This window comes from Acidovorax sp. (assembly GCF_021287135.1).
Lineage (GTDB): Bacteria > Pseudomonadota > Gammaproteobacteria > Burkholderiales > Burkholderiaceae_C > Acidovorax.
On sequence record NZ_JAJTBB010000069.1, the window covers coordinates 23,587 to 48,917 of the forward strand.

Annotated in this window: 27 protein-coding genes; 23 read left to right on the top strand and 4 right to left on the bottom strand. The window is 67.3% G+C overall.

Annotation, left to right across the window (positions count from 1 at the left end):
• Window positions 1–7 precede the first annotated feature (7 nt).
• The 5 genes from glyS (at window position 8) to LWW96_RS16030 (ending at window position 5,276) form a co-directional block, all read left to right on the top strand.
• Complete coding sequence (gene glyS / locus LWW96_RS16010) at window positions 8–2,149, top strand: glycine--tRNA ligase subunit beta (RefSeq protein WP_291488717.1); 2,142 nt, start codon at window positions 8–10, stop codon at window positions 2,147–2,149.
• Window positions 2,150–2,254: 105 nt separating this feature from the next.
• Window positions 2,255–2,869, top strand: coding sequence for a D-glycero-beta-D-manno-heptose 1,7-bisphosphate 7-phosphatase (gmhB, locus tag LWW96_RS16015; protein WP_291488719.1), 615 nt, complete (start codon window positions 2,255–2,257; stop codon window positions 2,867–2,869).
• 53 nt (window positions 2,870–2,922) lie between these two features.
• Window positions 2,923–3,708 carry a lysophospholipid acyltransferase family protein gene (locus LWW96_RS16020; RefSeq protein WP_291488721.1) on the top strand — a complete coding sequence of 262 codons (786 nt, stop codon included), beginning with the start codon at window positions 2,923–2,925 and terminating at the stop codon, window positions 3,706–3,708.
• Window positions 3,709–3,729: 21 nt separating this feature from the next.
• On the top strand, window positions 3,730–4,737 hold the full coding sequence (locus LWW96_RS16025) for a SprT family zinc-dependent metalloprotease (RefSeq protein ID WP_291488723.1): 1,008 nt from the start codon (window positions 3,730–3,732) through the stop codon (window positions 4,735–4,737).
• Between the two features lie 119 nt (window positions 4,738–4,856).
• Window positions 4,857–5,276, top strand: coding sequence for a rhodanese-like domain-containing protein (locus LWW96_RS16030; protein ID WP_291488725.1), 420 nt, complete (start codon window positions 4,857–4,859; stop codon window positions 5,274–5,276).
• A gap of 248 nt (window positions 5,277–5,524) precedes the next feature.
• Here the strand turns inward: LWW96_RS16030 and lysM are convergent, their stop codons facing one another.
• Window positions 5,525–6,010: a peptidoglycan-binding protein LysM gene (gene lysM / locus LWW96_RS16035; protein WP_291488727.1), complete on the bottom strand. Its 486-nt coding sequence runs from the start codon at window positions 6,008–6,010 to the stop codon at window positions 5,525–5,527.
• A gap of 163 nt (window positions 6,011–6,173) precedes the next feature.
• Here lysM and LWW96_RS16040 point away from each other — a divergent pair, with 163 nt between their 5' ends.
• A complete protein-coding gene (locus LWW96_RS16040; RefSeq protein ID WP_291488729.1) occupies window positions 6,174–6,941 on the top strand; it encodes a type III pantothenate kinase in 768 nt (255 codons plus the stop codon).
• Between the two features lie 9 nt (window positions 6,942–6,950).
• On the opposite strand, the gene LWW96_RS16045 is transcribed toward LWW96_RS16040, so the two are convergent.
• From LWW96_RS16045 to LWW96_RS16055, 3 genes are all read right to left on the bottom strand, one after another.
• Entirely contained in the window at window positions 6,951–7,727 is a 777-nt protein-coding gene (locus tag LWW96_RS16045) for a hypothetical protein (RefSeq protein WP_291488730.1), read from the bottom strand.
• A gap of 56 nt (window positions 7,728–7,783) precedes the next feature.
• Window positions 7,784–8,452 (bottom strand): TetR/AcrR family transcriptional regulator, encoded by a 669-nt coding sequence (locus LWW96_RS16050; protein WP_291488731.1) that lies wholly within the window; start codon window positions 8,450–8,452, stop codon window positions 7,784–7,786.
• Between the two features lie 389 nt (window positions 8,453–8,841).
• Window positions 8,842–9,426, bottom strand: coding sequence for a phasin family protein (locus LWW96_RS16055; protein ID WP_291488732.1), 585 nt, complete (start codon window positions 9,424–9,426; stop codon window positions 8,842–8,844).
• 221 nt (window positions 9,427–9,647) lie between these two features.
• Between LWW96_RS16055 and LWW96_RS16060 the strand changes: the two genes are divergently transcribed.
• The 17 genes from LWW96_RS16060 to LWW96_RS16140 all read left to right on the top strand — a co-directional run bounded on the left by LWW96_RS16060 (window position 9,648) and on the right by LWW96_RS16140 (window position 25,299).
• Window positions 9,648–11,636, top strand: coding sequence for an SDR family oxidoreductase (locus LWW96_RS16060; RefSeq protein ID WP_291488733.1), 1,989 nt, complete (start codon window positions 9,648–9,650; stop codon window positions 11,634–11,636).
• A gap of 108 nt (window positions 11,637–11,744) precedes the next feature.
• Window positions 11,745–12,848, top strand: a complete 1,104-nt coding sequence (gene rfbB / locus LWW96_RS16065; protein ID WP_291488734.1) for a dTDP-glucose 4,6-dehydratase — start codon at window positions 11,745–11,747, stop codon at window positions 12,846–12,848.
• Window positions 12,845–13,735 carry a dTDP-4-dehydrorhamnose reductase gene (gene rfbD / locus LWW96_RS16070; RefSeq protein WP_291488735.1) on the top strand — a complete coding sequence of 297 codons (891 nt, stop codon included), beginning with the start codon at window positions 12,845–12,847 and terminating at the stop codon, window positions 13,733–13,735. Before rfbB ends, rfbD begins: the two co-directional genes overlap by 4 nt.
• A 16-nt stretch (window positions 13,736–13,751) precedes the next feature.
• Window positions 13,752–14,636, top strand: coding sequence for a glucose-1-phosphate thymidylyltransferase RfbA (gene rfbA, locus LWW96_RS16075; protein ID WP_291488736.1), 885 nt, complete (start codon window positions 13,752–13,754; stop codon window positions 14,634–14,636).
• A 10-nt stretch (window positions 14,637–14,646) separates the two neighbouring features.
• Entirely contained in the window at window positions 14,647–15,192 is a 546-nt protein-coding gene (gene rfbC, locus LWW96_RS16080) for a dTDP-4-dehydrorhamnose 3,5-epimerase (protein WP_291488737.1), read from the top strand.
• Entirely contained in the window at window positions 15,189–16,367 is a 1,179-nt protein-coding gene (locus LWW96_RS16085) for a DUF1972 domain-containing protein (RefSeq protein WP_291488738.1), read from the top strand. Before rfbC ends, LWW96_RS16085 begins: the two co-directional genes overlap by 4 nt.
• Entirely contained in the window at window positions 16,364–17,305 is a 942-nt protein-coding gene (locus LWW96_RS16090; protein ID WP_291488739.1) for a glycosyltransferase family 2 protein, read from the top strand. Before LWW96_RS16085 ends, LWW96_RS16090 begins: the two co-directional genes overlap by 4 nt.
• Window positions 17,306–17,350: 45 nt before the next feature.
• Window positions 17,351–19,039 carry an ATPase, T2SS/T4P/T4SS family gene (locus LWW96_RS16095; protein ID WP_291488740.1) on the top strand — a complete coding sequence of 563 codons (1,689 nt, stop codon included), beginning with the start codon at window positions 17,351–17,353 and terminating at the stop codon, window positions 19,037–19,039.
• Window positions 19,032–20,240, top strand: a complete 1,209-nt coding sequence (locus tag LWW96_RS16100; RefSeq protein ID WP_291488741.1) for a type II secretion system F family protein — start codon at window positions 19,032–19,034, stop codon at window positions 20,238–20,240. The genes LWW96_RS16095 and LWW96_RS16100 overlap by 8 nt, the downstream gene beginning before the upstream one ends.
• A 32-nt stretch (window positions 20,241–20,272) precedes the next feature.
• Complete coding sequence (gspG, locus tag LWW96_RS16105; RefSeq protein ID WP_291488742.1) at window positions 20,273–20,710, top strand: type II secretion system major pseudopilin GspG; 438 nt, start codon at window positions 20,273–20,275, stop codon at window positions 20,708–20,710.
• 23 nt (window positions 20,711–20,733) lie between these two features.
• Window positions 20,734–21,258, top strand: coding sequence for a GspH/FimT family pseudopilin (locus tag LWW96_RS16110; RefSeq protein WP_291488743.1), 525 nt, complete (start codon window positions 20,734–20,736; stop codon window positions 21,256–21,258).
• 71 nt (window positions 21,259–21,329) lie between these two features.
• Window positions 21,330–21,710 (top strand): prepilin-type N-terminal cleavage/methylation domain-containing protein, encoded by a 381-nt coding sequence (locus LWW96_RS16115; protein ID WP_291488799.1) that lies wholly within the window; start codon window positions 21,330–21,332, stop codon window positions 21,708–21,710.
• Entirely contained in the window at window positions 21,707–22,318 is a 612-nt protein-coding gene (locus LWW96_RS16120; RefSeq protein WP_291488744.1) for a prepilin-type N-terminal cleavage/methylation domain-containing protein, read from the top strand. Before LWW96_RS16115 ends, LWW96_RS16120 begins: the two co-directional genes overlap by 4 nt.
• A complete protein-coding gene (locus LWW96_RS16125) occupies window positions 22,318–23,238 on the top strand; it encodes a type II secretion system protein GspK (RefSeq protein ID WP_291488745.1) in 921 nt (306 codons plus the stop codon). The genes LWW96_RS16120 and LWW96_RS16125 overlap by 1 nt, the downstream gene beginning before the upstream one ends.
• Complete coding sequence (locus tag LWW96_RS16130; protein ID WP_291488746.1) at window positions 23,235–24,236, top strand: PilN domain-containing protein; 1,002 nt, start codon at window positions 23,235–23,237, stop codon at window positions 24,234–24,236. The genes LWW96_RS16125 and LWW96_RS16130 overlap by 4 nt, the downstream gene beginning before the upstream one ends.
• On the top strand, window positions 24,233–24,787 hold the full coding sequence (gene gspM / locus LWW96_RS16135; protein WP_291488748.1) for a type II secretion system protein GspM: 555 nt from the start codon (window positions 24,233–24,235) through the stop codon (window positions 24,785–24,787). The genes LWW96_RS16130 and gspM overlap by 4 nt, the downstream gene beginning before the upstream one ends.
• Window positions 24,784–25,299, top strand: a complete 516-nt coding sequence (locus LWW96_RS16140; protein WP_291488750.1) for a hypothetical protein — start codon at window positions 24,784–24,786, stop codon at window positions 25,297–25,299. The genes gspM and LWW96_RS16140 overlap by 4 nt, the downstream gene beginning before the upstream one ends.
• Window positions 25,300–25,331: the final 32 nt, after the last annotated feature.

A 25,331-nucleotide genomic window follows, 5' to 3' on the forward strand; every position in this document is an offset into this window, starting at 1 on the left:
GGATTCCATGACTACCCAAAACCTCCTCGTTGAACTGTTTGTGGAAGAGCTGCCGCCCAAGGCGCTGCAAAAGCTGGGCGATGCCTTTGCCACGGTGCTGGGCGACCAGCTCAAGGCCCAGGGCCTGGCGACGGCCGCTTCGGTGGTCACGCCTTACGCATCGCCTCGCCGCCTCGCAGCCCACGTGACCGCCGTGGCCGGCAAGGCCGCCGACAAGGCCGTGCAGCAAAAGCTGATGCCCGTGACCGTGGGCCTGGATGCCAGCGGCAACGCCACGCCGGCCCTGCTGAAAAAACTGCAGGCGCTGGGTGCCGATGTGTCCAACCCCGCAGCCGCCGTGGCCGCCTTGAAGCGCGCGCAGGACGGCAAGGCCGAAGCCCTGTTCTACGACAGCGTGGTGCCCGGCGCGAGCCTGCAGGACGGCCTGCAAAAGGCGCTTCATGAGTCCATTGCCAAGCTGCCCATCCCCAAGGTGATGAGCTACCAGCTCGAAACCGACTGCGAGCTGCCCGGCTGGACCAGCGTGCACTTCGTGCGCCCCGCCCACGGCCTGGTGGCGCTGCACGGCAGCACCGTGGTGCCCGTCAAGGCGCTGGGCCTGACGGCCGGCAACCGCACGCAGGGCCACCGCTTTGAAGCCGCCGTGTCGCCCGTGGTGCTGGCGGATGCCGACAGCTACGCCGCCACGCTGCAACAAGACGGTGCGGTGATCGCCAGCTTTGCCGAACGCAAGGCCGAGATTGCCCGCCAACTGGCCGCTGCCGCCGCCAAGGTGGGCAACGGCGCCCGCCCCATTGAAGACGACGCCCTGCTGGACGAAGTGACCGCGCTGGTCGAGCGCCCCAACGTGGTCATTTGCCAGTTTGAGGAGCAATTCCTGGGCGTGCCCCAAGAGTGCCTGATCCTCACGATGAAGGCCAACCAGAAGTATTTCCCGCTGCTGGACGCTGCGGGCAAGCTGACCAACAAGTTCCTGGTGGTGAGCAACATCCGCCCCGAAGACACGAGCTTTGTGACCGGTGGCAACGAGCGCGTGGTGCGCCCGCGCCTGGCCGATGCGAAGTTCTTCTTTGACCAGGACCGCAAGAAGACGCTGGCCTCGCGCGTCGAAAGCCTGGGCAAGGTGGTCTATCACAACAAGCTGGGCACGCAGGGCGAACGTGTGGAGCGTGTGCGCGCCATTGCCAAGGCCATCGCCCAGCAGTTGGGCGATGCGCAACTGGTAGCAGATGCTGACCAAGCCGCTTTGCTGGCCAAGACCGACCTCGTGACCGACATGGTGGGGGAGTTCCCTGAGCTGCAGGGCATCATGGGCGGCTACTACGCGCTGAACGACGGCCTGGGCGAAACGGTGGCGCAGGCCATTGAAGACCACTACAAGCCCCGCTTCGCAGGCGACGCGCTGCCGCGCAACACCGCGGGCGTGGTGGTCGCCCTGGCCGACAAGCTGGAAACCCTGGTGGGCATGTTCGGCATTGGCAACCTGCCCACCGGCGACCGCGACCCGTTCGCGCTGCGCCGCCACGCGCTGGGCGTGATCCGCATGCTGGTCGAAAAGGACCTGCCGCTGGACCTGAACGCGCTGCTGGCCGGGGCCGTGCCCGCGTTTGGCGACAAGATCACCGATGCCTCGGCGCAGCTCGCCGACTTCATCTACGACCGACTGGCCGGCAGCCTGCGCGAGCAGGGCTACCGCGCGCAGGAAGTGGACGCCGTGCTGGCCCTGCGCCCGCAGCGCCTGGCACTGGTCGAGAAGCAGCTGGCGGCCGTGCGCGCCTTTGCTGCGCTGCCCGAAGCCCCCGCCCTGGCGGCGGCCAACAAGCGCGTGGGCAACATCCTGAAAAAGGCCGAGGTCGAAGGCCCCGTGGATGCCCATGTGAACCCCGAGCTGCTGCGCGAAAAGGCCGAGCAGGACCTGTTTGCCGCGCTGCAGCGCTTTGTGCCCGAGGCCAATGCCCAGTTCGACGCGGGCGACTACACCGCCAGCCTGCAGACCCTGGCCGTGCTGCGCGCGCCAGTGGATGCGTTCTTTGACGACGTGATGGTCAACGCCGAGCAGATGGACCTGCGGCTGAACCGCCAGGGCCTGCTCAAGACGCTGCACGAGGCCATGAACCGCGTGGCGGACCTGTCGCGCCTGGCGGTGTGATGCATTCCCCTGTGGCGCTGCGCGCCGGGGCGCCCGCGCGGGAGCCCGGCCTCTGGTGCGGCGCAGCCGCCTTCTGCTAGTCTGGCGGCTGCACAAGGGACCTCCATGAAACTCGCCATTCTCGACCGCGACGGCACCCTCAATCCGCTGGGCGACGGCTACGTCACGTCGCCCGAGGAGTGGACGCCCATGGCCGGTGCGCTGGAGGCCATCGCCCGGCTGAACCACGCGGGCTGGCATGTGGTGGTGGCCACCAACCAGCCGGGCCTGGGCCGGGGGCTGTTCGACGTGATGGCGCTCAACGCCATCCACGCCAAGATGCACCGGCAGGTGGCGGCGCTGGGCGGGCGCATCGACGCGGTTTTCTATTGCCCCCACCCGGCCGACGAGGAATGCGCCTGCCGCAAGCCGGCGCCCGGCCTGCTGGAGCAGATCAGCGACCGGTATGGGGTGGAGCGCCAGGAGGTCCAGGTGGTGGGCAGCTGCGCCGCGCACCTGCAGGCCGGCGCCGCCCTGGGGGCGCAGCTGCACCTGGTGTGCACCGGCCCGTCTGCGCACCTGCACCCCGGCATGCCGCTGCCGGCCGACATGCCGCCCGGCACGCGGGTACATGCCAGCCTGGGCGACTTCGTGGACCAGCTGCTGCCCGCCGCCGCGCCGCCACTGGCGGCCACGCCGCTGCCGCCGCTGGCAGGTGGCATTTCTCTGGATGCTACTTAATTGATAGCTACTTGCGCTTGCTGGATAAGCGCTAGCGGCATAAAAGACTCACAATGGCCTTTCTTCGCTCCGTCATTCACATGCTCTGGATGGGCATCACCGTCGTGCCCTATGCGCTGACCATCATGCTGGGCACGCTGCTGGGGGTGCGCGGCATGCCCCTGTACCGCATCGCGCGGGCCTGGCTGTCGCTGTGCATCAGCAGCGCGCGCACCCTCCTGGGCATCCGGGTCGAGATCACGGGCATGGAACACCTGCCCCAGGGCGAGAGCGAGGGGGCGGTGCTGCTCGTCAAGCACCAGTCCACGTTCGAGACCTTCCTGATGCCGTCGATCATGCCGCACCCGCTGGCGTATGTGTTCAAGAAGGAGCTGCTGTACGTGCCCTTCTTCGGCTGGGCCATCGGCCGGCTGGACATGATCCACATCGACCGCGGCCAGGGTTCCCAGGCGTTCCGCAAGGTGGTGCAGCAGGGCCGGGATCTGCTGGCCAAGGGCGTCTGGGTCATCATGTTCCCCGAGGGCACCCGAATTCCGCGCGGCCAGAAGGGGCAGTACAAGACGGGCGGCACGCGCCTGGCCATCGCCACCGGCGTGCCGGTGGTGCCGATTGCCGTCACCTCCGCCAAGGTGTGGCCGCGCAAGGCGTTCGTGAAGCGGCCTGGCGTGGTGGACGTCTCCATCGGAAAGCCGATTCCCAGCGCAGGCCGCCACGCGGACGAGCTGATGCAAGAGGTGGAGGCGTGGATCGAGGCCGAGATGCGCCGCCTGGACCCCGGCGCCTATCCTGCGGCCGCTGCGCAGCCCGCGGCCCCGGCCCCTTCGGACGCGGGCCACTGACCGCCGCGAAAGCGCACCGCCATGGCAGGCAAGGGGCTGGACGTGCACAAGCTGGTGCAACTGGCGCTGGACTTCTTCGACCCGCCCGCTGCCGCGCCGCAGCCTGCGCAAACGGGTGTCTTTGCTCCCGATGAGCCTCCAGCGCCCGCTGGATCTGCGCAAGCAGCTCCTGAAAAGATAGCATCCGTGCCGCCGGCTCCGGCGCCGCCGGCGGTTCCTCTGCCGTCACTGCTGGCGCCCGCCGAGTTCCGCCACCCCCGTGCCAACCGCGAGGTGCTGCTGGGCGAGGCCGTCGTGGCCTATGCACTGCAGCGCGCGCGGCGGCGCAGCATCGGCTTTACCGTGGGGCCGGACGGGTTGTCGGTGCGTGCGCCCAGCTGGGTCACGCTGTCGGGCGTGGACGCGGCGCTGCGCGAGAAATCGGGCTGGATTCTGCGCAAGCTCTCCGAGGCGCGCGAGCGCCAGCAGCGCGTGGAGGGCGGGCGCATCGCCTGGGCCGACGGCGCCGTGCTGCCCTACCTGGGCGCGCCCCTGCGCGTGGTGCTGGACCCCAGCCACGGGTTCAGCGGCAAGGGCGGGGCGCTGGTGCCCGCGGCCGGCCCAGCGGGGGCGGGCGACGGATGCAGCACCGGCCCTACTGGGCTGGGCCTGCACATCGGCCTGCCGCGCAGCGCCGGCCCCGCGCAGATCCGCGATGCGGTGCAGGCCTGGCTGATGCGCGATGCGCGCCGCCACTTCACCGCGCGGCTGGAGCATTTTGCGCCGCTGCTGGGCGTGCGCTGGACCAGCCTGCGCCTGTCCAACGCCAACACCCGCTGGGGCAGCGCCAAGGCCGACGGCTCCATCCGCCTGAACTGGCGCCTGCTGCACTACCCCCCGGCCATCATTGACTACGTGGTGGCGCACGAACTGGCCCACCTGCGCGTCATGGACCACAGCCCGCGCTTCTGGGACACGGTGGCCACCGTGGTGCCGGACTACGCGGCGCTGCGCGACCACCTGCGCGACGAGCCGGCGCCGTTGTGGTGAAGTCCCTGGGTTGCCCGCGGTGCCTCGGTGCGCCACCGGAATGGAGGCCCTTGCGGCGTCCTCCCCCAGGGCCGGCTTGCTTTGAACGTTGTGCCGATTTTTAGGAAGGAACTGAACCGATGACCACACCACCTGCCGCAACCCCCGCCGAGGGATACGCGGGCGACGTGACGCCCCAGCAAGCGTGGCAATGGGTCCAGGCCGGCCAAGCCGTGCTGGTGGACGTGCGCAGCGATGCCGAGCGCGAATGGGTGGGCCAGGTGCCCGGCGCCGCTGCCGTGGCCTGGAAGCAGTGGCCCGGCATGGCGATGAATGCGGATTTCGACGCGCAGATCCGCGCGGCCGTGCCGGCCGGCACGCCCGCCGTGCTGCTGTGCCGCAGCGGCGTGCGCTCCATTGCGGCCGCCCGCCGCGCCACGGAGCTGGGCCTGACGGCCTACAACATCCTGGAGGGCTTTGAGGGCGACGCCGACGCGCAAGGCCAGCGCGGCAAGCGCGGCGGCTGGCGTTATCACGGCCTGCCGTGGAAACAGGGTTGATACTCCCAAAAAAATAGCTGCCAGCGCTTTATGGATAAGCGCTGGCAGCTGATTTTCCAAATACTGGAGTGGGGCGCGCAATTCACGCGTCTCTGTCTTTGCGGCACGGCGGGTGCCTGCGCCTCTGCGGCCTGAGCGAGTGCCGCATGGAGCGGGTTTTGCCGGGCCACCGGCCGCGTCCCCCTTGGGGACTGAGGGCCGCTGGCGCCGGCGGCGGCACCGAGGCGCCGCAGGCGACTCAGGGGGAGTTACTTCAGCGCCGGGATGCGGAGCTTCTGGCCCGGGTAGATCTTGTCGGGGTGGGTCAGCATGGGCTTGTTGGCCTCGAAGATCACGGGGTACTTGTTGGCGTCGCCATAGAACTTCTTGGCAATGGCGCTGAGCGTGTCGCCGCGCACCACGTCGTGGTACTGGGCTTCGGGCTCGGGGTTGGTCACGCTCATCTGGTTGTCCACGCTGGTCACGCTGGCCACGTTGCCGCAGCACAGGGTGACTTTCTCCTTCACGGCCTGCGTCGGCGCGGTGCCTTGCACCGTGACCTTGCCCTGGCTGCCGTCGAAGGCCACCTGCACGCCGCTGGCGCCCAGGTTCTGCGATGCGATGTACGTCTCGATGGCCCGAGCGGCCGTGGTGTTGAGTTCGTCCTGCGAGGGCGCTGCGGCCGTGGCCGCCTGGGCGTCCTTGCCGCCAAACAGTTTTTCGCCGGCTTCCTTGATGAAACTGAAAAGACCCATGGGATACCTCCTGGAGTTGCTGAAACAGGGAAGGCCACTGTAGCGGCAATGCCTGGCGCAGGGGTGTCGGACGGGGGCGCTAGACGATTTTTCACATTCCCGCGGCGGTGCGCTGACGCCAGCGCGGCAGGGGCTGTCGGGCAAAACTCGGGATAATCCGGCCATGACTTTTCTGGCCATCGACGTCGGCAACACCCGCCTCAAATGGGCTCTGTACGACGGTCCCCGCCCCGGGTCGGCGTTGCTGGCGCATGGCGCCGAGTTCCTGGACCACATTGACCGCCTGGGGGAGACCAGCTGGGCGAGCCTGCCGCACCCGGCGCGCATGCTGGGCTGCGTGGTGGCCGGCGATGCGGTCAAGCGCCGCGTGGAAGAGCAGATGGAGCTGTGGGACATCACGCCTTCGTGGGTGGTCTCGTCCCCGGAGGAGGCCGGCCTGGTCAATGGCTACGACCACCCGTCGCGCCTGGGCTCGGACCGCTGGGTGGCCATGGTCGGCGCACGCCACCACGTTCTGGCCCGCGGCCCTGCGCGGCCCCTGGTGGTGGTGATGGTGGGCACGGCCGTGACGGTGGAGTGCATCGACGCGGAAGGCCGCTTCCTGGGCGGCTTGATCCTGCCCGGCCACGGCATCATGCTGCGCGCGCTGGAGTCCGGCACCGCCGGGCTGCATGTGCCCACCGGCGAAGTGCGCCTGTTCCCCACCAACACCAGCGACGCCCTCACCAGCGGCGGCACCTATGCCATCGCCGGCGCGGTGGAGCGCATGTTCCAGCACCTGCGCCAGCACTGCGGCGAAGAGCCGGCCTGCGTGATGACCGGCGGTGCCGGCTGGAAGATGGCCCCCAGCATGACACGCCCGTTCGAGTTGGTGGACAACCTGATCTTTGACGGCCTGCTGGAGATCGCCGCGCGGCGGTTCGGGGGCTGAGGGCTGCAGTTACTCCTCCTCCAGTTCCGCCCGCGCCATTTCCACGTCCAGGCGCTCCATGGCATCCAGGGGCTCGCAGGCCGCGGCCTTTTCGTACAGCGCCGTGGCCTCTTTCATCTTCTTGTCGCCCTCCAGCATGACCAGCGCGTTGGCGTACTCGATCATGCCGATGGCCGAGCCGGGGTTGAGCTTGAGCGCTTCCTGGAACAGCTTGAGCCCCGCGTCCTTCTTGGCGCCATAGGTCATGCCGCCGATCAGCGCGCCCACCTTGTCGATCACCTCGGCGTGGAAGGCGCCCAGCGCGATGCGCGCGTCGGCGTGCTGGGGCGACAGCGCAATGGCCTTTTCCAGCGACTCCTTCACCCTGCCGCCCAGGCCCTGCGCCAGCGCCTTGGCCACGCTGATGCCCTGGCTGTAGCGGCCCAGCGCGTAGGCCCGCCAGTACCAGGCGTTGGCGTTGCGGGGCTCGCTGGCGGCCTGCGCCTCGGCCCGCTCGGCCACTTGCAGGAACAGGTCCAGCCGGTTCTTTTCCCTGGGTTCGAGGTAATTGGCGTAGATGGCCGCGGCCTTGTTCGCCACGGTGATGCCTGCACCGCCGGCGGCCAGCCCGGCGGCGGCGGCCTGCTCAAAGTCGCCGTTGTGAAACAGCGCCCACGCCTGCAGCACGGCGGCGTCCTTGGGGCAGGGCTCGGCATCGCCGCCATGCAGCCGGGACCATTGCTTCTTGACGCTCGCGGCATCGAACGTGTAGTCGCCTGCGTGGGGGAAAGGGGTCCATTGGGCCATGGTGTGTCTCCGAAAAAGTTTTTATGGGGGTGGGGCGGGGCGCAGTGGACCGGGGCTTACCCCCCTGGCGGGGCGGGGGTGTAGGCGCCCACCAGTTCCAGCAGATGGGCCCGCTGGCTGCCCTCCAGGTAGGGCACCAGCAGGTTCAGCACATGGTGCGCGCCCCGCAGCAGCGCGGCCTGGGCGCTCTCGGGCTCCAGCGCGTGGCGCGGGTCGCGCACGTATTCGAAACTCAGCCAGTAGGTCAGCACCACCACCATGCTGGTCGCGGTGGCCTCCTGGTCGCGCAGGTCCATGTGCAGCGCACCGGCGCGGCCCATGCCGTCCAGCAGCGCCCGCACGGCGCGGGTCTTGTTCTTCAGGATGGCCTGGAAGTGCGTCTCCAGCCGCCGGTTCTTGGACAGCAGGTCGTTCAGGTCGCGGTACAGGAAGCGGTACTGCCAGATCAGCTCGAAGAGCGTGTGCATGAAGAACCAGGCGTCCTCCACATTGCGCACGCCGTCGCTGGCGGCCAGCAGTTCGGTGAGGGCGTTTTCGTAGCGATCAAACAGCGCGTTGATCAGCTCGTCCTTGGCTGGGTAGTGGTAGTACAGATTGCCGGGGCTGATGCGCAGCTCGGCGGAGATGAGGGTGGTGGAGACGTTGGGCTCGCCAAACCGGTTGAACAGGTCCAGCGTCACCTCCAGGATGCGTTCTGCGGTGCGGCGTGGCGCTTTCTTCACCATGGGTGCGGACCCCTTCGCTTCAATGGTTGTTTTGGTCTCCGGGGGTTACTCTACCCCACGCACAGATGCTGCACTGCCGCAAAAAAGCCGGCGGGCGCTGCCCTGGGAGTCTGCGCGGCAAAAGGAGCATCGGCTGCAACGCGCGATAAATCGGTCTCGCGTGGTACTACCTCCTGCGCCCAGGGGGGGCACCCTGGGCTTGTCGGTAGCACCACGCGATCCTCGGTTTTCGCGCGTTTCGCTTCGATGCCTTCTGCCGCGCAGACTCCTAGGCCACGCAAGGCTGCTGCGCCGGCACCCCGCAAAGAAAAGGCCCGGACACCGGAGGTGTGCGGGCCACTGGCGGGCGCTGCGCGCTGCGGGCAGCGCGGCACCTCTGCAAGCTCCGGTCAGTTCGCGCTGCCGGAGCCCGCGGGGGACTTCTTGGCAGCGGCCTTCTTGGCCGCCGGCTTGACCGCTGGTTTGACGGCTGCGGCGGCGGTTTTGGCTGGAGCCGCCTTCTTGGCGGGCGCCTTTTTGGCGGCGGCAGACTTGGCTGCGGGCTTTGCCGCGGCAGTCTTGGTCGCAGCGGCCTTCGGGCCCTGGCTCAACGCGTCCACGCGTGCGGCCAGGGCCTGCAGATCGTGGGCCGAGGGCACGCCGAGTTTCGACAGCGCTTTGGCCACGCGGTCTTCAAAGATGTTCTCCAGCTTGTCCCACTGGCCCTGGGCCCGCGAGCCGATGTCGCTGGCCATGCTGGTCACGCGGCTGGTGGCCTCGGTGATCTTTTCTTCGGCAGCGGCCTGGGTCTTGCGCTGGATGGAGAGGCCTTCCTTCACCAGGGCCTCGAACACCTTGCCGCCTTCTTCCTGGGCCTTGGAAAAGGCACCCAGGCCGGCCAGCCAGATCTGCTGTGCGGAGTCCTTGACGGTACTGGAGAGTTGGGCGTTGCTCTTCTTCTTGTCGGCGCTGAGTTTCTGCAGTTTCTTGACCATGGGGCCTCCGTCGTACGGGTGGTTGAAGGTGTCGGGGTGGGCGCCCCGGTCGCATGGCCTGCACTGTACGACGCGGGCAGCGGCGGGTGTAGGCGCAGGGTTCTAAAAACCTAGAGCGTACCGTCTATGCGGCGGCTTGGCCACCGGCGTGCGGCGCGGGTTTGTGCTGAATCGGGGCTCCGGGGCCTTGGGCAAGAATGCCCGTTCTCAGAGGAGTCGTCATGAAGTATTTCGTCACGGGGGCTACGGGTTTCATCGGCAAGCGGCTGGTCAAGAAGCTGCTGGAGCGCAAGGGGGCGGTGGTGTACTTCCTGCTCCGCCAGGAGAGCGCCGACAAAGTGGCCGGCCTGCGCAGCTACTGGGGCGTGGGCGCTGCGCGCGCGGTGCCCGTGTATGGCGACCTCACGGCCAGGAAGCTGGGCGTGTCCGCGCAGGACGTCAAGGCGCTCAAGGGCAAGATCGACCATTTCTACCACCTGGCCGCCGTGTACGACCTGGCCGCCGACGAGGAAACGCAGGTGGCCGTGAACATCGAGGGCACGCGCAACACGGTGGAGCTAGCCCGGGCCATTGAGGCCGGCCACTTCCACCATGTCTCGTCCATCGCGGCGGCGGGCCTCTACGAGGGCGTGTTCCGCGAAGACATGTTCGATGAGGCCGAGGGCCTGGACCACCCCTACTTCCAGACCAAGCACGAGAGCGAAAAGATCGTGCGCCAGGACTGCAAGGTGCCCTGGACGGTCTACCGCCCCGCCATGGTGGTGGGCGACAGCCAGACCGGCGAGATGGACAAGATCGACGGGCCGTACTACTTCTTCAAGCTCATCCAGCGCCTGCGCGAGCTGCTGCCGCCGTGGATGCCTACGGTGGGCCTGGAGGGCGGGCGCGTGAACATCGTGCCCGTGGACTTCGTGGTCAACGCCCTCAACGCCATCAGCCACCAGAAGGACATCGGCAAGAAGTGCTACCACCTGGTGGACCCGGTGGGTTACCGCGTGGGCGATGTGCTGGATATCTTCAGCCGCGCGGCCCACGCGCCGCGGATGAACCTGTTTGTGAATGCCGCGCTGCTGGGCTTCATCCCCAAGGGGGTGAAACGCAGCCTGATGGCGCTGGCGCCCGTGCGCCGCGTGCGCAATGCGGTGATGAAGGACCTGGGCCTGCCCGAGGACATGCTCACCTTCGTGAACTACCCCACGCGCTTCGACTGCCGCGAAACGCTGGCGGCGCTCAAGGGCTCGGGCGTGGCGTGTCCCAACCTCAAGGACTACGCCTGGCGCCTGTGGGACTACTGGGAGCGCCACCTGGACCCCGAGCTGTTCATCGACCGCACGCTCAAGGGCACGGTGGCGGGCAAGGTGGTGCTGGTGACGGGCGGCTCGTCCGGCATCGGCCTGGCCGCGGCGCACAAGTTTGCCGAGGCGGGCGCCACCACCCTTATCTGCGGGCGCGACCAGGACAAGCTGGACGAGGCCTGTGCCGAGGCCAAGGCCAAGGGCTATCAGTTCATTGCTTATCCAGCCGACATCGCCGACATGGCCGATTGCGACCGCTTCGTGCAGCTGCTCATCGACAACCACGGCGGCGTGGACTTTTTGATCAACAACGCCGGCCGCTCCATCCGCCGCGCCATCGAGTCGAGCTACGACCGCTTCCACGACTACGAGCGCACCATGCAGCTGAACTACTTTGGCTGCCTGCGCGTGACCATGGGCCTGCTGCCCGGCATGGTGGAAAAGCGCAAGGGCCATGTGGTGAACATCAGCTCCATCGGCGTGCTGACCAACGCGCCGCGCTTCTCGGCCTATGTGGCCAGCAAGGCGGCGCTGGATGCGTGGACGCGCTGCGCCTCCAGCGAGTTTGCGGACCAGGGCATCACCTTCACCACCATCAACATGCCGCTGGTGCGCACGCCCATGATCGCGCCTACCAAGATCTACAACAACGTGCCCACGCTCAGCCCCGAGGAGGCGGCCGACATGATCGCCCAGGCCTGCATCTTCAAGCCGGTGCGCATCGCCACCCGGCTGGGTATCACGGGCCAGCTGCTGCACGCGCTGGTGCCGCGCGTGGCGCAGATCACCATGAACACCAGCTTCCGCATGTTCCCGGACTCCACGGCGGCCAAAGGCGGCAGCAAGGACGCCAAGCCCCAGCTCTCCGCCGAGGCGGTGGCGCTGCAGCAGATGATGCGCGGCATCCACTTCTGACCGCGACCGGTTTCCCTGGGGCCTGGGGTTGAACTCTGTTACCGGACGGCTGGGCAGGGTGGGATAATCCCAGGTTCTGCCGAGCTGGCATTACACACAGCCCTCCCTATGATTCTGGTTACTGGCGGCGCGGGTTTCATCGGCGCCAACTTCGTCCTCGACTGGCTTGCCGCCTCTGGCGAGCCGGTGGTCAACCTCGACAAGCTCACCTACGCGGGCAACCTGCACAATCTGGACAGCCTCCAGGGCGAGGCGCGGCACGTGTTCGTGCAGGGCGACATTGGCGATGCGGCCCTGGTGTCGAGCCTGCTGGCCGAACACCGGCCCCGCGCCGTGGTCAACTTCGCCGCCGAATCGCACGTGGACCGCTCCATCCACGGGCCCGAGGACTTCATCCAGACCAACATCGTGGGCTCGTTCCGCCTGCTGGAGGCCGTGCGCGGCTACTGGAGCGGCCTGCCTGAGGGCGAGCGCGCCGCCTTCCGCTTCCTGCATGTCTCCACCGACGAGGTGTATGGCTCGCTGGAGCCGGCCGAGCCGGCCTTTGCCGAAACCCGCGGCTACGAGCCGAACAGCCCCTACAGCGCCAGCAAGGCCGCCAGCGACCATCTGGTGCGCGCCTGGCACCATACCTACGGCCTGCCGGTGCTCACCACCAACTGCAGCAACAACTACGGGCCGTATCACTTCCCCGAGAAGCTGATCCCGCTGATGATCGTCAACGCCCTGGCCGGCAAGCCGCTGCCGGTGTATGGCGACGGCATGCAGGTGCGCGACTGGCTGTACGTGAAGGACCACTGCAGCGCCATCCGCCGCGTGCTGGAGGCCGGCACTCCCGGCCAGACCTACAACGTGGGCGGCTGGAACGAAAAGCCCAACATCGAGATCGTGAACATGGTTTGCGGCCTGCTCGACGAGCTGCGCCCCCGCGCCGACGGCCAGAGCTACAAGGCCCAGATCACCTACGTGAAGGACCGCCCGGGCCACGACCGCCGCTACGCCATCGATGCGCGCAAGATCGAGCGCGAGCTGGGCTGGAAGCCTGCCGAAACCTTCGACACCGGCATCCGCAAGACCGTGCAGTGGTACCTGGAGCACGCCGACTGGGTGGCCAGCGTGCAGACCGGTGCCTACCGTGAATGGGTGCAGACCCAGTACGCGCAGGAAGTCTCCAGCGCTGCCACTGCCGCCGCCGTGGGCGCTGGCGCATGAAGATCCTGCTGTTCGGCAAGGGCGGGCAGGTCGGCTGGGAGCTGCAGCGCAGCCTGTCGGTACTGGGCGAGGTCACGGCCCTCGACCACGACAGCACCGGGCATTGCGGCGACTTTGCCAACCCGGCGGGCGTGGCCGACACCGTGCGCGCACTGCGCCCGGACGTCATCGTCAATGCGGCGGCCCACACGGCCGTGGACAAGGCCGAAAGCGAGCCGGACTACGCGCGCACGCTCAATGCCACCACCCCCGGCGCCATTGCGCACGAGGCCGCCCGTCTGGGCGCCTGGCTGGTGCACTACAGCACCGACTACGTTTTTGACGGCAGCGGCACCCGTCCCTGGGTGGAGACGGATACACCGGCGCCGTTGAGCGTGTACGGGCGCACCAAGCTGGAAGGCGAGCAGCTCATCGCCCAGGCCGGCGGGCGCCACTTGATCCTGCGCACCAGCTGGGTCTATGCCGCGCGCGGCGGCAACTTCGCCAAGACCATGCTGCGGCTGGCGCAGGAGCGCGAGCGCCTGACGGTCATCGACGACCAGTGGGGCGCACCCACGGGCGCGGACCTGCTGGCCGATGTGACGGCCCACGCCCTGCGCCACCTGCAACAGCGCCCGGAGGACGCGGGCCTGTACCACTGCGTCGCCGCTGGCGAGACGCACTGGAATGCTTACGCGAAATTCGTTCTGGAGCAGGCGCAGCAAGCGCAACCAGCTATAAAAATAATAGCAAATGAAGTGGCGCCGGTGCCCACGAGCGCGTTTCCGACGCCCGCCGTGCGGCCCCACAACTCGCGCCTGGACACCCGCAAGCTGCAGGCCACCTTCGGTCTTCGGCTGCCCGCCTGGCAGCAGGGCGTGGCGCGCATGCTCGCGGAAATTCTCTGAACCGTACCCACAGACCATGACGCAACGCAAAGGCATCATCCTGGCCGGAGGCTCCGGCACCCGGCTGCATCCCGCCACGCTGGCCATCAGCAAGCAACTGCTGCCGGTGTACGACAAGCCCATGATCTACTACCCGCTGAGCACGTTGATGCTGGCGGGTATCCGCGACATTCTCATCATCAGCACCCCGCAGGACACGCCCCGGTTCACCCAGCTGCTGGGCGATGGCAGCCAGTGGGGGCTGAACCTGCAGTACGCGGTACAGCCCAGCCCGGACGGCCTGGCGCAGGCCTTCCTCATCGGCGAGTCGTTTTTGAACGGTGCGCCCAGTGCGCTGGTGCTGGGGGACAACATTTTCTACGGCCATGACTTCCATGAGCTGCTGGGCAACGCGGACCAGCGCGCGGCCGGTGCCACGGTGTTTGCCTACCACGTGCACGATCCCGAGCGCTACGGCGTGGCCGAATTCGACACCCAGGGCAGGGTGCTGTCGCTGGAGGAAAAGCCGGCGCAGCCCAAGAGCAGCTATGCCGTCACCGGCCTGTATTTCTACGACGACCAGGTGGTGCAGCTGGCCAAGGGGCTCAAGCCCTCGCCCCGGGGCGAGCTGGAGATCACCGACCTCAACCGCCTGTACCTGGACCAGGGTCAGCTGGGGGTCGAGATCATGGGCCGTGGCTACGCCTGGCTGGACACCGGCACGCACGAAAGCCTGCTGGAAGCCAGCCAGTTCATCGCCACGCTGGAACACCGCCAGGGCCTGAAGATCGCCTGCCCTGAAGAAATCGCCTGGCGCTCGCGCTGGATCGACAGCGCCCAGCTGGAGCGGCTGGCCCAGCCGCTCGCCAAGAACGGGTATGGCCAGTACCTTCAGCGCCTGCTGAACGACAAAGTCTATTGATCTCTTCTTCATGCACGCCATCCCGCAATCCATTCCAGACGTGTTCCTCATCGAGCCCAAGGTGTTCGGGGACAGCCGCGGCTTCTTCTACGAAAGCTACAACCAGCAGGCGTTCCAGGAAGCCACGGGCGTGCGCTGCGACTTTGTGCAGGACAACCACAGCCGCAGCAGCCGGGGTGTGCTGCGCGGCCTGCACTACCAGCTGCCGCCCAAGGCCCAGGGCAAGCTCGTGCGCGTGGTGCGCGGCGCCGTGTTCGACGTGGCGGTGGACATCCGCAAGGGCTCTGCCACGTTCGGCCAATGGGTGGGCGCCCTGCTGACGGAAGAAAACCACCGCCAGCTGTGGGTGCCGCCCGGCCTGGCGCACGGCTTCCTGGTGCTTTCGGAATCCGCTGACTTCCTTTACAAGACCACCGACTATTACAGCCCGGCCCACGAGCGCTGCATCCGCTGGGACGACCCGCAGCTGGCGATTGCCTGGCCGGCGGTGGAGTCGCCGATCCAGCTGTCCGCCAAGGACCAGGCAGGGCGTTTGCTGGCCGAGGCGGATCTTTGACGTCCTGCCTGTCTGAAACGGGACCGCAGGGGGCGGCGCCGTCCCCTGCGCTGCGCGTCGCCATCCTGGGGACCCAGGGCATTCCGGCACGCTACGGTGGGTTCGAAACCTTTGCCGAGCAGCTTTCCACGCGGCTGGTGGCACGCGGCCACCAAGTCACCGTCTATGCCGAGGCGGATGGCCCGCCGCCCGCAGACGAGTTTCACGACGGCGTGCGGGTGCGCTACCGGCGCCGCCCGCACTGGGGCCCCGCGTCCGTGCTGGCCTACGACTGCGCCAGCCTGTGGGATGCGCGCCGTGGCTACGACCTGGTCTACATGTTGGGCTATGGCGCCGCCTGGGCGTGCTGGTGGCCGCGCCTCTTTGGCACGCCGGTGTGGATCAATGTGGATGGCCTGGAGTGGGCGCGCAGCAAGTGGGGGCGGGTAGCTCGCGCCTACCTGCGCTGCATGGAATGGCTGGCCACCAAGACAGCCACGCGCCTCATTGCCGACGCCGAAGCCATTGCACAGCGCGTGCGGTCGGTGTATCCCCGGTCTGCGCCCACCAGCTTCATCGCCTACGGTGCGCAGGAGGTCCGCGCGCAGGACGTGGATCCCCAGGCGTTGTCCGCGTGGGGGCTGAAGCCCGGCGGCTACCTGCTGGTGGTGGCCCGGCCCGAGCCTGAGAACCATGTGCTGGAGATCATTCAAGGCTACCTGCTCCACGCCGGGGCGCTGCCCCTGATCGTCGTGGGCAGCGTGACCGACGCCACCCCCTACCAGCGCCAGCTGCAGTCGCTGGCCAGCGAGCGTGTGCGGTTCGTGGGCGGCGTGTACGACGCACGGCGGCTGCAGAGCCTGCGCGTGCATGCCGCGGCTTATCTGCACGGCCACTCCGTGGGGGGCACCAATCCCTCGCTGCTAGAGGCGCTGGCCTGCGGCAGCCTGGTGATTGCCCACGACAACCCCTTCAATCGCGAGGTGGCGCAGGGCGTGGCCGACTATTTCGGCACACCCGCCGAACTGGCTGCGTGCCTGCAGCGGCTGCAAGCCCGCTCGCAAGACGACATCGCGCGGCTCAGCCAAGCCGCACGGGACCTCATCGCGCGCCGCTACACCTGGGACGGCGTGACGTCGGCCTACGAAGCGCTGATGCGGGCCGAGTGTCTCGGCCGCGCAGGGGAGGCCGCATGAGCGACAGCACCCGCGCGCAGGCAGAGGCGCTCCGGGATACGCGCATCTTTGCCGTGGTTGTTACCTTTCGTTGCGAGTGGGACCGCCTGGCGGTGCAGTTCGAGCGGTTGCTGCGCCAAGTCGATCGCATTGTGTGGGTGGACAACGGGTCGGGTGGGGATCTGCAGCCCTGGCTGCGCCAATGGCCCGCGGATCGGGTGCACCCGCTGTGGCTGGCGCAGAACCAGGGCATCGGGTACGCGCAGAACCGCGGCATCGAATGGGCGCTGGAGCAGGGCGCCACCCATGTGCTGCTGATGGACCACGACAGCCTGCCAGCGCCGGACATGGTGGGCTTGCTGATGGCCGCGTTGCGCGACCACCCCGACGCTGCAGCCGTGGGACCGCGCTATGCAGACCCGCGCCGCCAATCCGACCGCACGCCCTTCTTCCGCATGGAAGGCTGGTCGCTGCGCTGGCTCGACTGCCACGACCCGGCCCGGGTGTGGGAGGTGGACCATGTCATTGCCTCGGGCTGTCTCATGCCCGCTCCCGCCCTGCGGCAAGTGGGTCTGCTGCAGGAGGACTACTTCATCGACTGGGTCGATGTCGAATGGTGCTTGCGTGCCCGGGACCAGGGCTTCAAAATTTACGGCGTGTGCGCCGCAAACCTGGAGCACCGACTGGGCGACCAGGTGGCCCGGGTGCTGGGGCGCGAGGTTCCCTTGCATGCGCCATGGCGGCATTACTATCAGTCCCGCAACGTCGTTCTGATGCTGCGGTCAACCCGTGCCAATGTCCCGACCAAATTGCACCACGCGATACAGCAGCTCAAGCGGCTGGTGGTTTTTTCCGTGTTCGTGCCCGGGCGCGGGAAGTATTTCAAGATGTGGATGAAGGGCCTGCTCCACGGGATGCTGGGCAGGCGTGGCACCCAGGTCCGGCCGGGTTCCGTGTAAACCAAGGACAATCCCGGCTGCAAACATGCTGAAGGCAACGAATTGATGGAAGAACAGGACCAGCCCCGGAAACTGGGCGAAATGCTGCTGTCGGACGCGAAGCTCTCGCGCAACGATCTGGAGCGGGCGCTGGAGGTCCAGCGCTCCATGGGAGGGCGCCTGGGCCGGCTGTTGATCAGCCTGGGGTTGGTGTCCGAGGTCGATGTGTACGCGGCGCTCTCCCGCCAGGCGGGCCTTCCGCTGGTGCGCCAGGACGCTTTTCCCAAGGAAAAGCCCCCCACCGCCCGGTTGAACACCAGCTTCTTGCTGGCCAACAACCTGTTGCCGCTGGGCGAAGCCGAAGACGCCGAGGCCCTGCCGGACTTTGCTTCGGTGGACCCCCGCAGCCCGGCCCTGCGCGATGCGCTGCGGCTGGTGTTTGGCCAGGTTCCGAACCTGTATTTCGGCCTGGAAACCGAAATCTCCAGCCAGCTCAACGCCTGGTATGTGCAGGAATCGGAGCCCGAAGGGGATGCGGTCGCGGACCAGTTCGAGGCCACGGAGTTCATCGAGCACCTGCGGGACATGGCGTCCGAGGCGCCCATCATCCAGCGCGTGAGCCAGATCCTGTCGCAGGCCGTGGCGGCCCAGGCTTCGGACATCCACATCGAGACCTACGAAGAAAAGTCGGTGGTCCGCATCCGGGTGGACGGAGAGCTCTACCCCATCGACGAGATCGACAACAAGGACGCTCCCGCCGTCGTCTCCCGGATCAAGATCCTGTCGCAGCTGGACATCGCCGAGCGCCGCATGCCGCAGGACGGGCGCACCAAGCTGCGCGTGCATGGCAAGGAAATGGACTCCCGGGTGTCCACCATTCCCACCATGTTTGGCGAATCGGTCGTCATGCGGTTGCTGGAGAAGAATTTCGACCTGCTTTCGCTGGAAAGCCTGCACTTCACGCCGCCCACGTTGAAGACGATGCGGCAGCTCCTCAGCGTGCCGCACGGGATCTTTCTGGTCACCGGCCCGACCGGCTCGGGCAAGTCCACCACCCTGTATGCGTCCATGCAGGAGCTGGAGGGCGAGAACCTCAAGATCCTGACGGTGGAAGACCCGGTGGAATACCGGCTGCAATGGCTGAACCAGGTGCAGGTGCAGCCCCAGATCGGCCTGACCTTTGCCAAGGTGCTGCGCTCCTTCCTGCGCCAGGACCCGGACGTCATCATGATCGGCGAAATGCGCGACGGCGAAACCGCTGAAATCGCGGTTCAGGCGGCGCTCACCGGCCACTTGGTCATGTCCACGCTGCACACCAACAGCGCGCTGGGGGCCATCGTCCGGTTGATCAACATGGGCGTGGAGCCGTACCTGATCACGGCGTCTGTCATCGGCGTGCTGGCGCAGCGCCTGGTGCGCAAGCTGTGCGAGGAATGCAAGGTGCCACTGCAGCCGGACCAGGCGCAGGCGGCTGCTGCATCGCTGGGGCTGCCGCTGCCCGAAGGGCAGGTGGTCTACCGCGCCGTGGGTTGCCCGGCCTGCCGCGGGACGGGCTACCGGGGCCGGCTTGCCGTCCACGAATTGCTGGTCATGACGGAAGATGTAAAAAAGGTGGTGCTTGAACGGGGCTCATCCTTGGGCAGCGGGGACGGCGCCTATGCCGGGGGGAACTTGTTGCAGGATGGCGCCACCAAGGTTTTCCAGGGTTTGACCACGGCCGAAGAAGTGCTGCGCGTTGCGCGTCAACATGATTGAATTCCGATACGAAGGTGTGATGTCCGATGGCAAATCCTGCCAGGGGACGGTGCGCGCCGCGAACGTGGAAACCGCGCGGTTGCGGCTGATCGGACAAGGTGTGACGCCCGTGCGGATCTCCGACGACTCTGCTGGCGCCGCCGAGGCCGAGCCACAGCGGCGCGGTGCCAAGCTCAAGCGCAGCGACATTCTTCTGTTCAGCCGGGAGATGGCCCACCTCAAGCAGGCCAACATGCCGCTGGACAAGGCGCTGGCCATGCTCAAGGAGACTGCGGACACCGAGCGCCTGAAGGCCTTCATCGCCAAGGTGGAAGAGGGCGTGCGCGGGGGCAAGTCCCTCTACCAGTCCCTGCTGCCTTTCGAGCAGGACCTGGGCCGCCAGTACCTGGTGCTGATACGCGCCGGCGAGACCTCCGGTTCGCTCCATGTGGTCTTGAAGGAGCTGACGGTCCAGCTGGAGGCCGAGGACAAGCTGCGCAATTACGTCATCTCGTCCATGACCTATCCGGTCATCCTGCTGATCGTGGCCGTGCTGTCCGTGACGCTGCTTCTGGCGTTTGTGGTGCCCCAGTTCCGCGGGATCTTTGACTCCATGGGCGACAAGCTGCCGTACTCCACGCGGATGGTGGTCAACCTCAGCGATACCATCCGGTCGCACTGGATGGCGATCCTCCTGGGCCTGACGGTGGTGCTGTTCCTGGGCTCGCGCTGGGCGGCGACACCGGCCGGGCGGCTGCGGCTCGATGGGACGCTGCTGGGCCTGCCCCTGCTGGGCAGGGTGCTGAGCAATCTGCAATTCGCCATCTACTTCCGCACCTTCGGTATCCTGCTGCAGCGGGGCGTGCCGATGGTCGATGCATTGCGCATTGCCATCGATACGTTGACCAACACCGCGTTGCGCAAGGATATCGAGCCGCTGGTGGGCATCGTGAAGGCGGGCAAGCGACTGTCCTCCGGGTTCGCATCGCCGTACCTGGGCAAATCCAGCACGCCGCAGCTCATCCGCGTGGCGGAAGAGACGGGCCAGCTCGACATCACCCTGCTGGGCCTTGCCGACCGCTACGAAGAAGAGGGCCGGCGTACCATGGGCCGCGTGCTGGCTGCCATGGAGCCGCTGATCATCATTGTGCTGGGCGCCCTGGTGGCGTTCATCATCATTGCGATCCTGGGCGGCGTGCTGTCCATTAATGAGACCATTTGATTTTGGATGTTCGGAGCAAGTTTGATATGAATATGAAGAGTTTGGGCCGCTTCGGTGCGGCGCGGGTGCGTCGTTCTTCCGGCTTCACCCTGATCGAATTGCTGGTGGTGTTGGTCATCTTGACGCTGCTGGCAGGGCTGGTGGGTCCCAAGGTGCTGGACCAGCTGGGCGGCGCCAAGTCGAAGACGGCGCGCGTCCAGATCGCGGAGCTGGAGCAGAGCCTGGACCTGTTCAAGCTCGATGTTGGCCGGTACCCCACGGACGCCGAGGGCCTGCGGGCCCTGGCCGAACGTCCCGGCACGGCGCAGGGCTGGAACGGCCCTTACGTGAAGAAGGGCCTGCCGCCGGATCCCTGGGGCGCCGCATACCTTTACAAGAACCCCGGCCGCAATGGCGGACCGGACGTGTTCACCCTGGGCGCCGACGGCAAGCCGGGCGGCGACGGCGAAAACTCGGACGTCTACAACTGAGTCTTCTTTCCTGCCATTTTTCTGTGCTGTGGCCTCCTGGTCCGTTTTGCGCGCGCCCGTCGCTGCGGGCGTCCCAGCGCCGTGGCGCCGGCTTTACGCTGCTGGAGCTGTTGATCGTGCTGGTGGTGGCCGCCATCGCGGCCACGGTGGCGGGCCTGAGCGGCCAGGCCTACCTGGACCGGGCGCGGTACAGCCAGACCGTTCGGGACGTGGCCAGCCAGCTCAACAGGGCCCGCACGCTCAGCGTGCAGGAAGGGCGTCCCGTCACGGTCAGCTACGAGCCGGGCAGCCGGCAGCTTCTGGTGGATGGTGCTCCCGCCTTGCAGGTGCCGGAACCTTTGTCCGTGCAATGGCAGGCCGTTGAGCGCGGTACCCGCGCGCGCCAAAATGCGCCGGAAGTGGCAGGGCAGCCCATCTTTGTCTTCAATTCCGACGGCGGCGCCCGGGGCGGCCGGATCGCTGTGCTGCGGGGCGCCCTGGGCACTGCGTTCCGCGTGAACTGGCTTTTCGGAACGCTGGAGCAAACCGCAGCCGCGGCGCAGTCATGAGCAACGTTGCGCTGTCCCTTGGCTCCGCGTGGCGGGCGCCTCTTGCACCACGGCTGTCTTCTGCACGCAGGGTGCGGGGCTTCAGCCTGCTGGAAGCGTTGGTAGCGATGGCCATCGCCTCCATTGCGCTCGCCAGTCTCTACCGCAGCGTGGGGCAAGGTTCCAAGAACGTGGTGGATGTGGAGGCGCGCGTGCAAGCCACCTTGGTCGCGCGGTCGGCGCTGGCGGCGGGAACCTTCGCGGAAGACCTGATACGACAGGACTCGGGCCAGTCCGGCCCGTGGCAATGGCATATCCAGGTGGCGCCGGAGCAGGTCCCGGTGATGGAAGAAGATGGCCGCCCCGCACCCGGCGGGCCCTTGCAGGCTGCCAGGGTGACGGTGGAAGTCCGCAAGGACGGCGTGCCGGTGTCCACCTGGACCACCTGGAAACCCTACAGGGGTGCGCCATGACCCGGGCCGCGCGTACCTCGTCCCGGGGCTTTACCCTGCTGGAGTTGCTGATCGGCCTGGCCGTCACGTCGGCCGTGGTGGCGCTCATGTTTGCCGGGGTCGGTGTGATTGGGCGGACCGAAGAGCGCAACCAGCGCGTGGTCGAGCGCACCGAACGCATGCTGGTGGTCAGCCAGTGGCTCGGGCGCAAATTTGATGCCCTGCGCCTGCTGAGCCGGCGCAATGAAAACACTTTTGTTAACTTTTTCAGCGGCAATGCCGCCGGCCTGCTGTGGGTGGCCCCGCTGCCGGAGCGGGGCGAGGCGGGCGGCCTTTACGTGTTCCGCATGAACCCCTTGCGCCACGACAACGGCAGCGTGGACCTGTCGGTGGAGGCGGTTCCGTATGACGGCGCCCTCATGGACCTGGACTGGAAGCAGGCCTTGCGTGAAACGCTGATGGCCGATGTGCGCACCTTGCAGTGGCACTACCAAGACGGGCAGACGGGTCAGTGGACGCAGCAGTGGGACGCTGCCAAGCCCGCGTACCCGGCACGCATTCGCCTGGACATTGGCGATGCGCAGGGGGACTGGCCACCCCTGATATTTCCTTTGATCAGGGCCCGATGATGACCGCACCCAACCAAGCCCTGCGCAGCAGGGGGGCGGCATTGATCCTGGTGCTGTGGCTGGTGGCAGCGTTGTCTCTGGTCGTCATGGCCAGCGCACGGGGCATACGCCAGCAGACCCTGCGCGCCGGGCTGGACCTGGAGCGGCTGCGGGCGGAGTCCGTGCTCGATGCCGCAATCCAGCTCACGACGCAGCGCATGATGGTGGAGCGCGGGCCGGAGAGCCACTATCGAATCCAGCGCCAGTCCTTCGGGGGGGTGGAGGTGTGGGTCGAGGTCACCCCATCGGGCGGCCTTGTGGACGTGAACGTGGCCAGCGAACCTCTGCTGCAAGCCCTCTTCCAGAGGGCAGGCGGATTGTCGGCTGGCGAAGCGGCCATCATGACCTCGCGCGTGCACGACTTCATCGACCCGGACGATGCGCCGGGGGGCGTGGGCGGCGCGGAGGCGGCGCAATACCGTGCGGCCGGCTGGCCCACTCTGCCGCGAAATGGGGCCTTGGACGACATCTCCGAGCTGCGCTCCGTGCTGGGAATGACCCCGGAGCTGTATGAGATAATCGCCCCCCATTTGGGTATCAACGGGCAGCAACGCATCGAGATCGATTCGGCTCCCCCCGCCTTGATCGACGCCCTCACAGGGCAACCTGGCTTGGGGGCGCGCATTCAACATTCCCCACCCGAGAACCGGGCTGGCGTGCTTCTGAGCGGAGCCGCTGCCGAGTTCTTTTCGCCTGCCCGCTCGAGCGGCGGCCAGACGATGCGCCTCAAGGCGTATGTCCGGACCGAGGGGGATCGATGGTGGCAAAGGGAAGCATGGGTTGACCTCGGAGAACGGCCTGGCGGATTGACGCCTTGGACGATGCTCTCGTTGGAGCCGACGCGCCGCTTAAACAAGTCGGAACAGGAATTCAAGCCATGACAGGTTGGGGGCAGCTCTCTCTTCGCGCACAGACCATGCTGGACCGCATGGCCTGGGGCTTTGGCGATTTCAAGCGGGTTTTGATGGAACATGGCGCCTGGCCCGCCATGTCTGCAGCGGCCGTGGCCACGGATGGCACACGGTGGTCTGTCACAGGCACCCGCGCCCGTCCGCGGTCGGGTAGCGGCAAGGCCTCCTGTCTGCTGGTGGGCGAGTCGGATTGCCTTTGGGGCACGCTGCAGCTGCCCGACATGCCGCGGCGCGCCCTGGCTGGCGGCATCGAGGAAGCCTTGTGGCGGGTGTCTCCCATGCCGCCGGAGCAGATTGTGGCGGCTTGGCATGCCGAGCCTCAGGCCCAAGGCGGCTGGTCGGTCGAGTGGGGCATGTGCCGACGCAACACCCTGGCCCAGCAGGTGGAGCAGCAAGGACTGCCGGAGAGCGCCCCGGTGTACCTGGTGCGCCAAGGACGGGCATACCCTGTGCGCGCAGCAGCATGGCGCAAGCTGGACGCGCGCCAGCGCTGGATGGACTGGGGCGGCATGGCGCTGGTAGCGCTTGTGCTGGCCGCGCTCTCGCTGCCGGCGCTGATGCCCCTGGTGCTGAAGCGCCAGGCTGTGGTGCGCGCGGTGGAGCACGTCAGCATGCTTGAGCCGAAAGCGGGCCCGTTGCGCCAGAAGATGGATGAACTGCGCCATCAGGCCGAACTGGCGGAGGAATTGCGCAAGAGCGTGAACTCGGATTTGCCGCTGGCCAGCGTGATTGAGGCATTGTCCACAGCCATTCCCTCCGACGCCTGGCTGGACCGCATCGAGGTCAACGGCAATGAAATCCGGGTGACGGGCCTCACGGGCAACGCCTCCGAACTGATCGGGCAACTGGGGCGCCAGCCCGGTCTGTCCGACGTGCGTGCCACGGGTGCCAGCGTGCGGGACGCAACCCTGAACAAGGAGCGCTTCACCTTTGAAATGCGGTGGCGCGGCGAGGGAGCAAAACCATGAAGATGAATGTGTGGCGCCGCCGCTCAATCGTGCTGTTGCTGGTACTGTTGGTCGGGGTGCTGACGGGCGCGGCACTGGTCTACCGGACCCTCTGGGTCCGCTATGACAACGCGCTGCAACAGCTGGAGCCCCGCAGTGAGCGGCTGGAAGGGGTCGTGAATGCCGGCGAGGAGATCGAGACGCTGCTCGGCGCCGCCAGTGGCGCCGTGGCGCCCATGCTGCACCCAGCGGGCGAAACCGCGCAAAACGACGTGCAGCAGAAACTGCGGCAATTGATCGTCGCCTCCGGTAGCACCCTCGTGTCCTCGCAAGTGGCACTGGAGCCCGGGGAGGGCGGGAAGCTCGCGCGCATACGCCTGACGGCAACGGTCAGTGGCGAGTGGGTCAAGTTGGTGGGCTTCATGGAAAGCCTGCAGACGCACCGCCCCCCGTTCTGGGTGCGCACCGCCAATATCACGCGTGAGGGCACCGCGGCCGGGCCGGGCCCGCAGAACGCCCGGCTGACGTTGCAACTGGAGGCCCCGCTGGCGCCAGAAAAGGCCAAGCCATGATCAAGTCCTGGTACCTGGGCCCCGTTGTGGGTGTGGCAGCGTTGGCTGCCAGCGCGTATTGGTGGAATGCCGAAAAAGACCGCTGGTCTCCGCCCGCCCCGCGCAAGCCCGATCTTCCAAAGGTCGAGCCCATGCCGCAGGCGATCAAGGTCCGCGCCAAGCAGGCTGTGGAACGGCCCGTGCTGTGGTCCGCCCGGCGCCCCGTGGCCGTGGAAGAGAAGAAGACCAGCTTGGTGACGGAACTGATGCAGTCCCGTCTGACGGCGGTGTTCGAGTCGGGCAAGGAGCGCGTCGCCGTGTTGCAACGGGCCGACGGCAGCACGCTCAAGATCACTGCGGACACCAAACCTTGGCGCATCGATTCTTTTGACGGCCGCAAGGCACTTTTCATCTCGGCCGACGATCAGCGGGTGGAGCGCCCACTGGAGGCCGGGAGCGCGCCGCCGCCCGCGAAAGCCGGTGGCAGCCCCGTCGGAGAGCGGCCACGCCGCCCCGCACCCAACAATCGGTAAGCCCTTGCGGTACACCTTTTCGGAGCAATTTC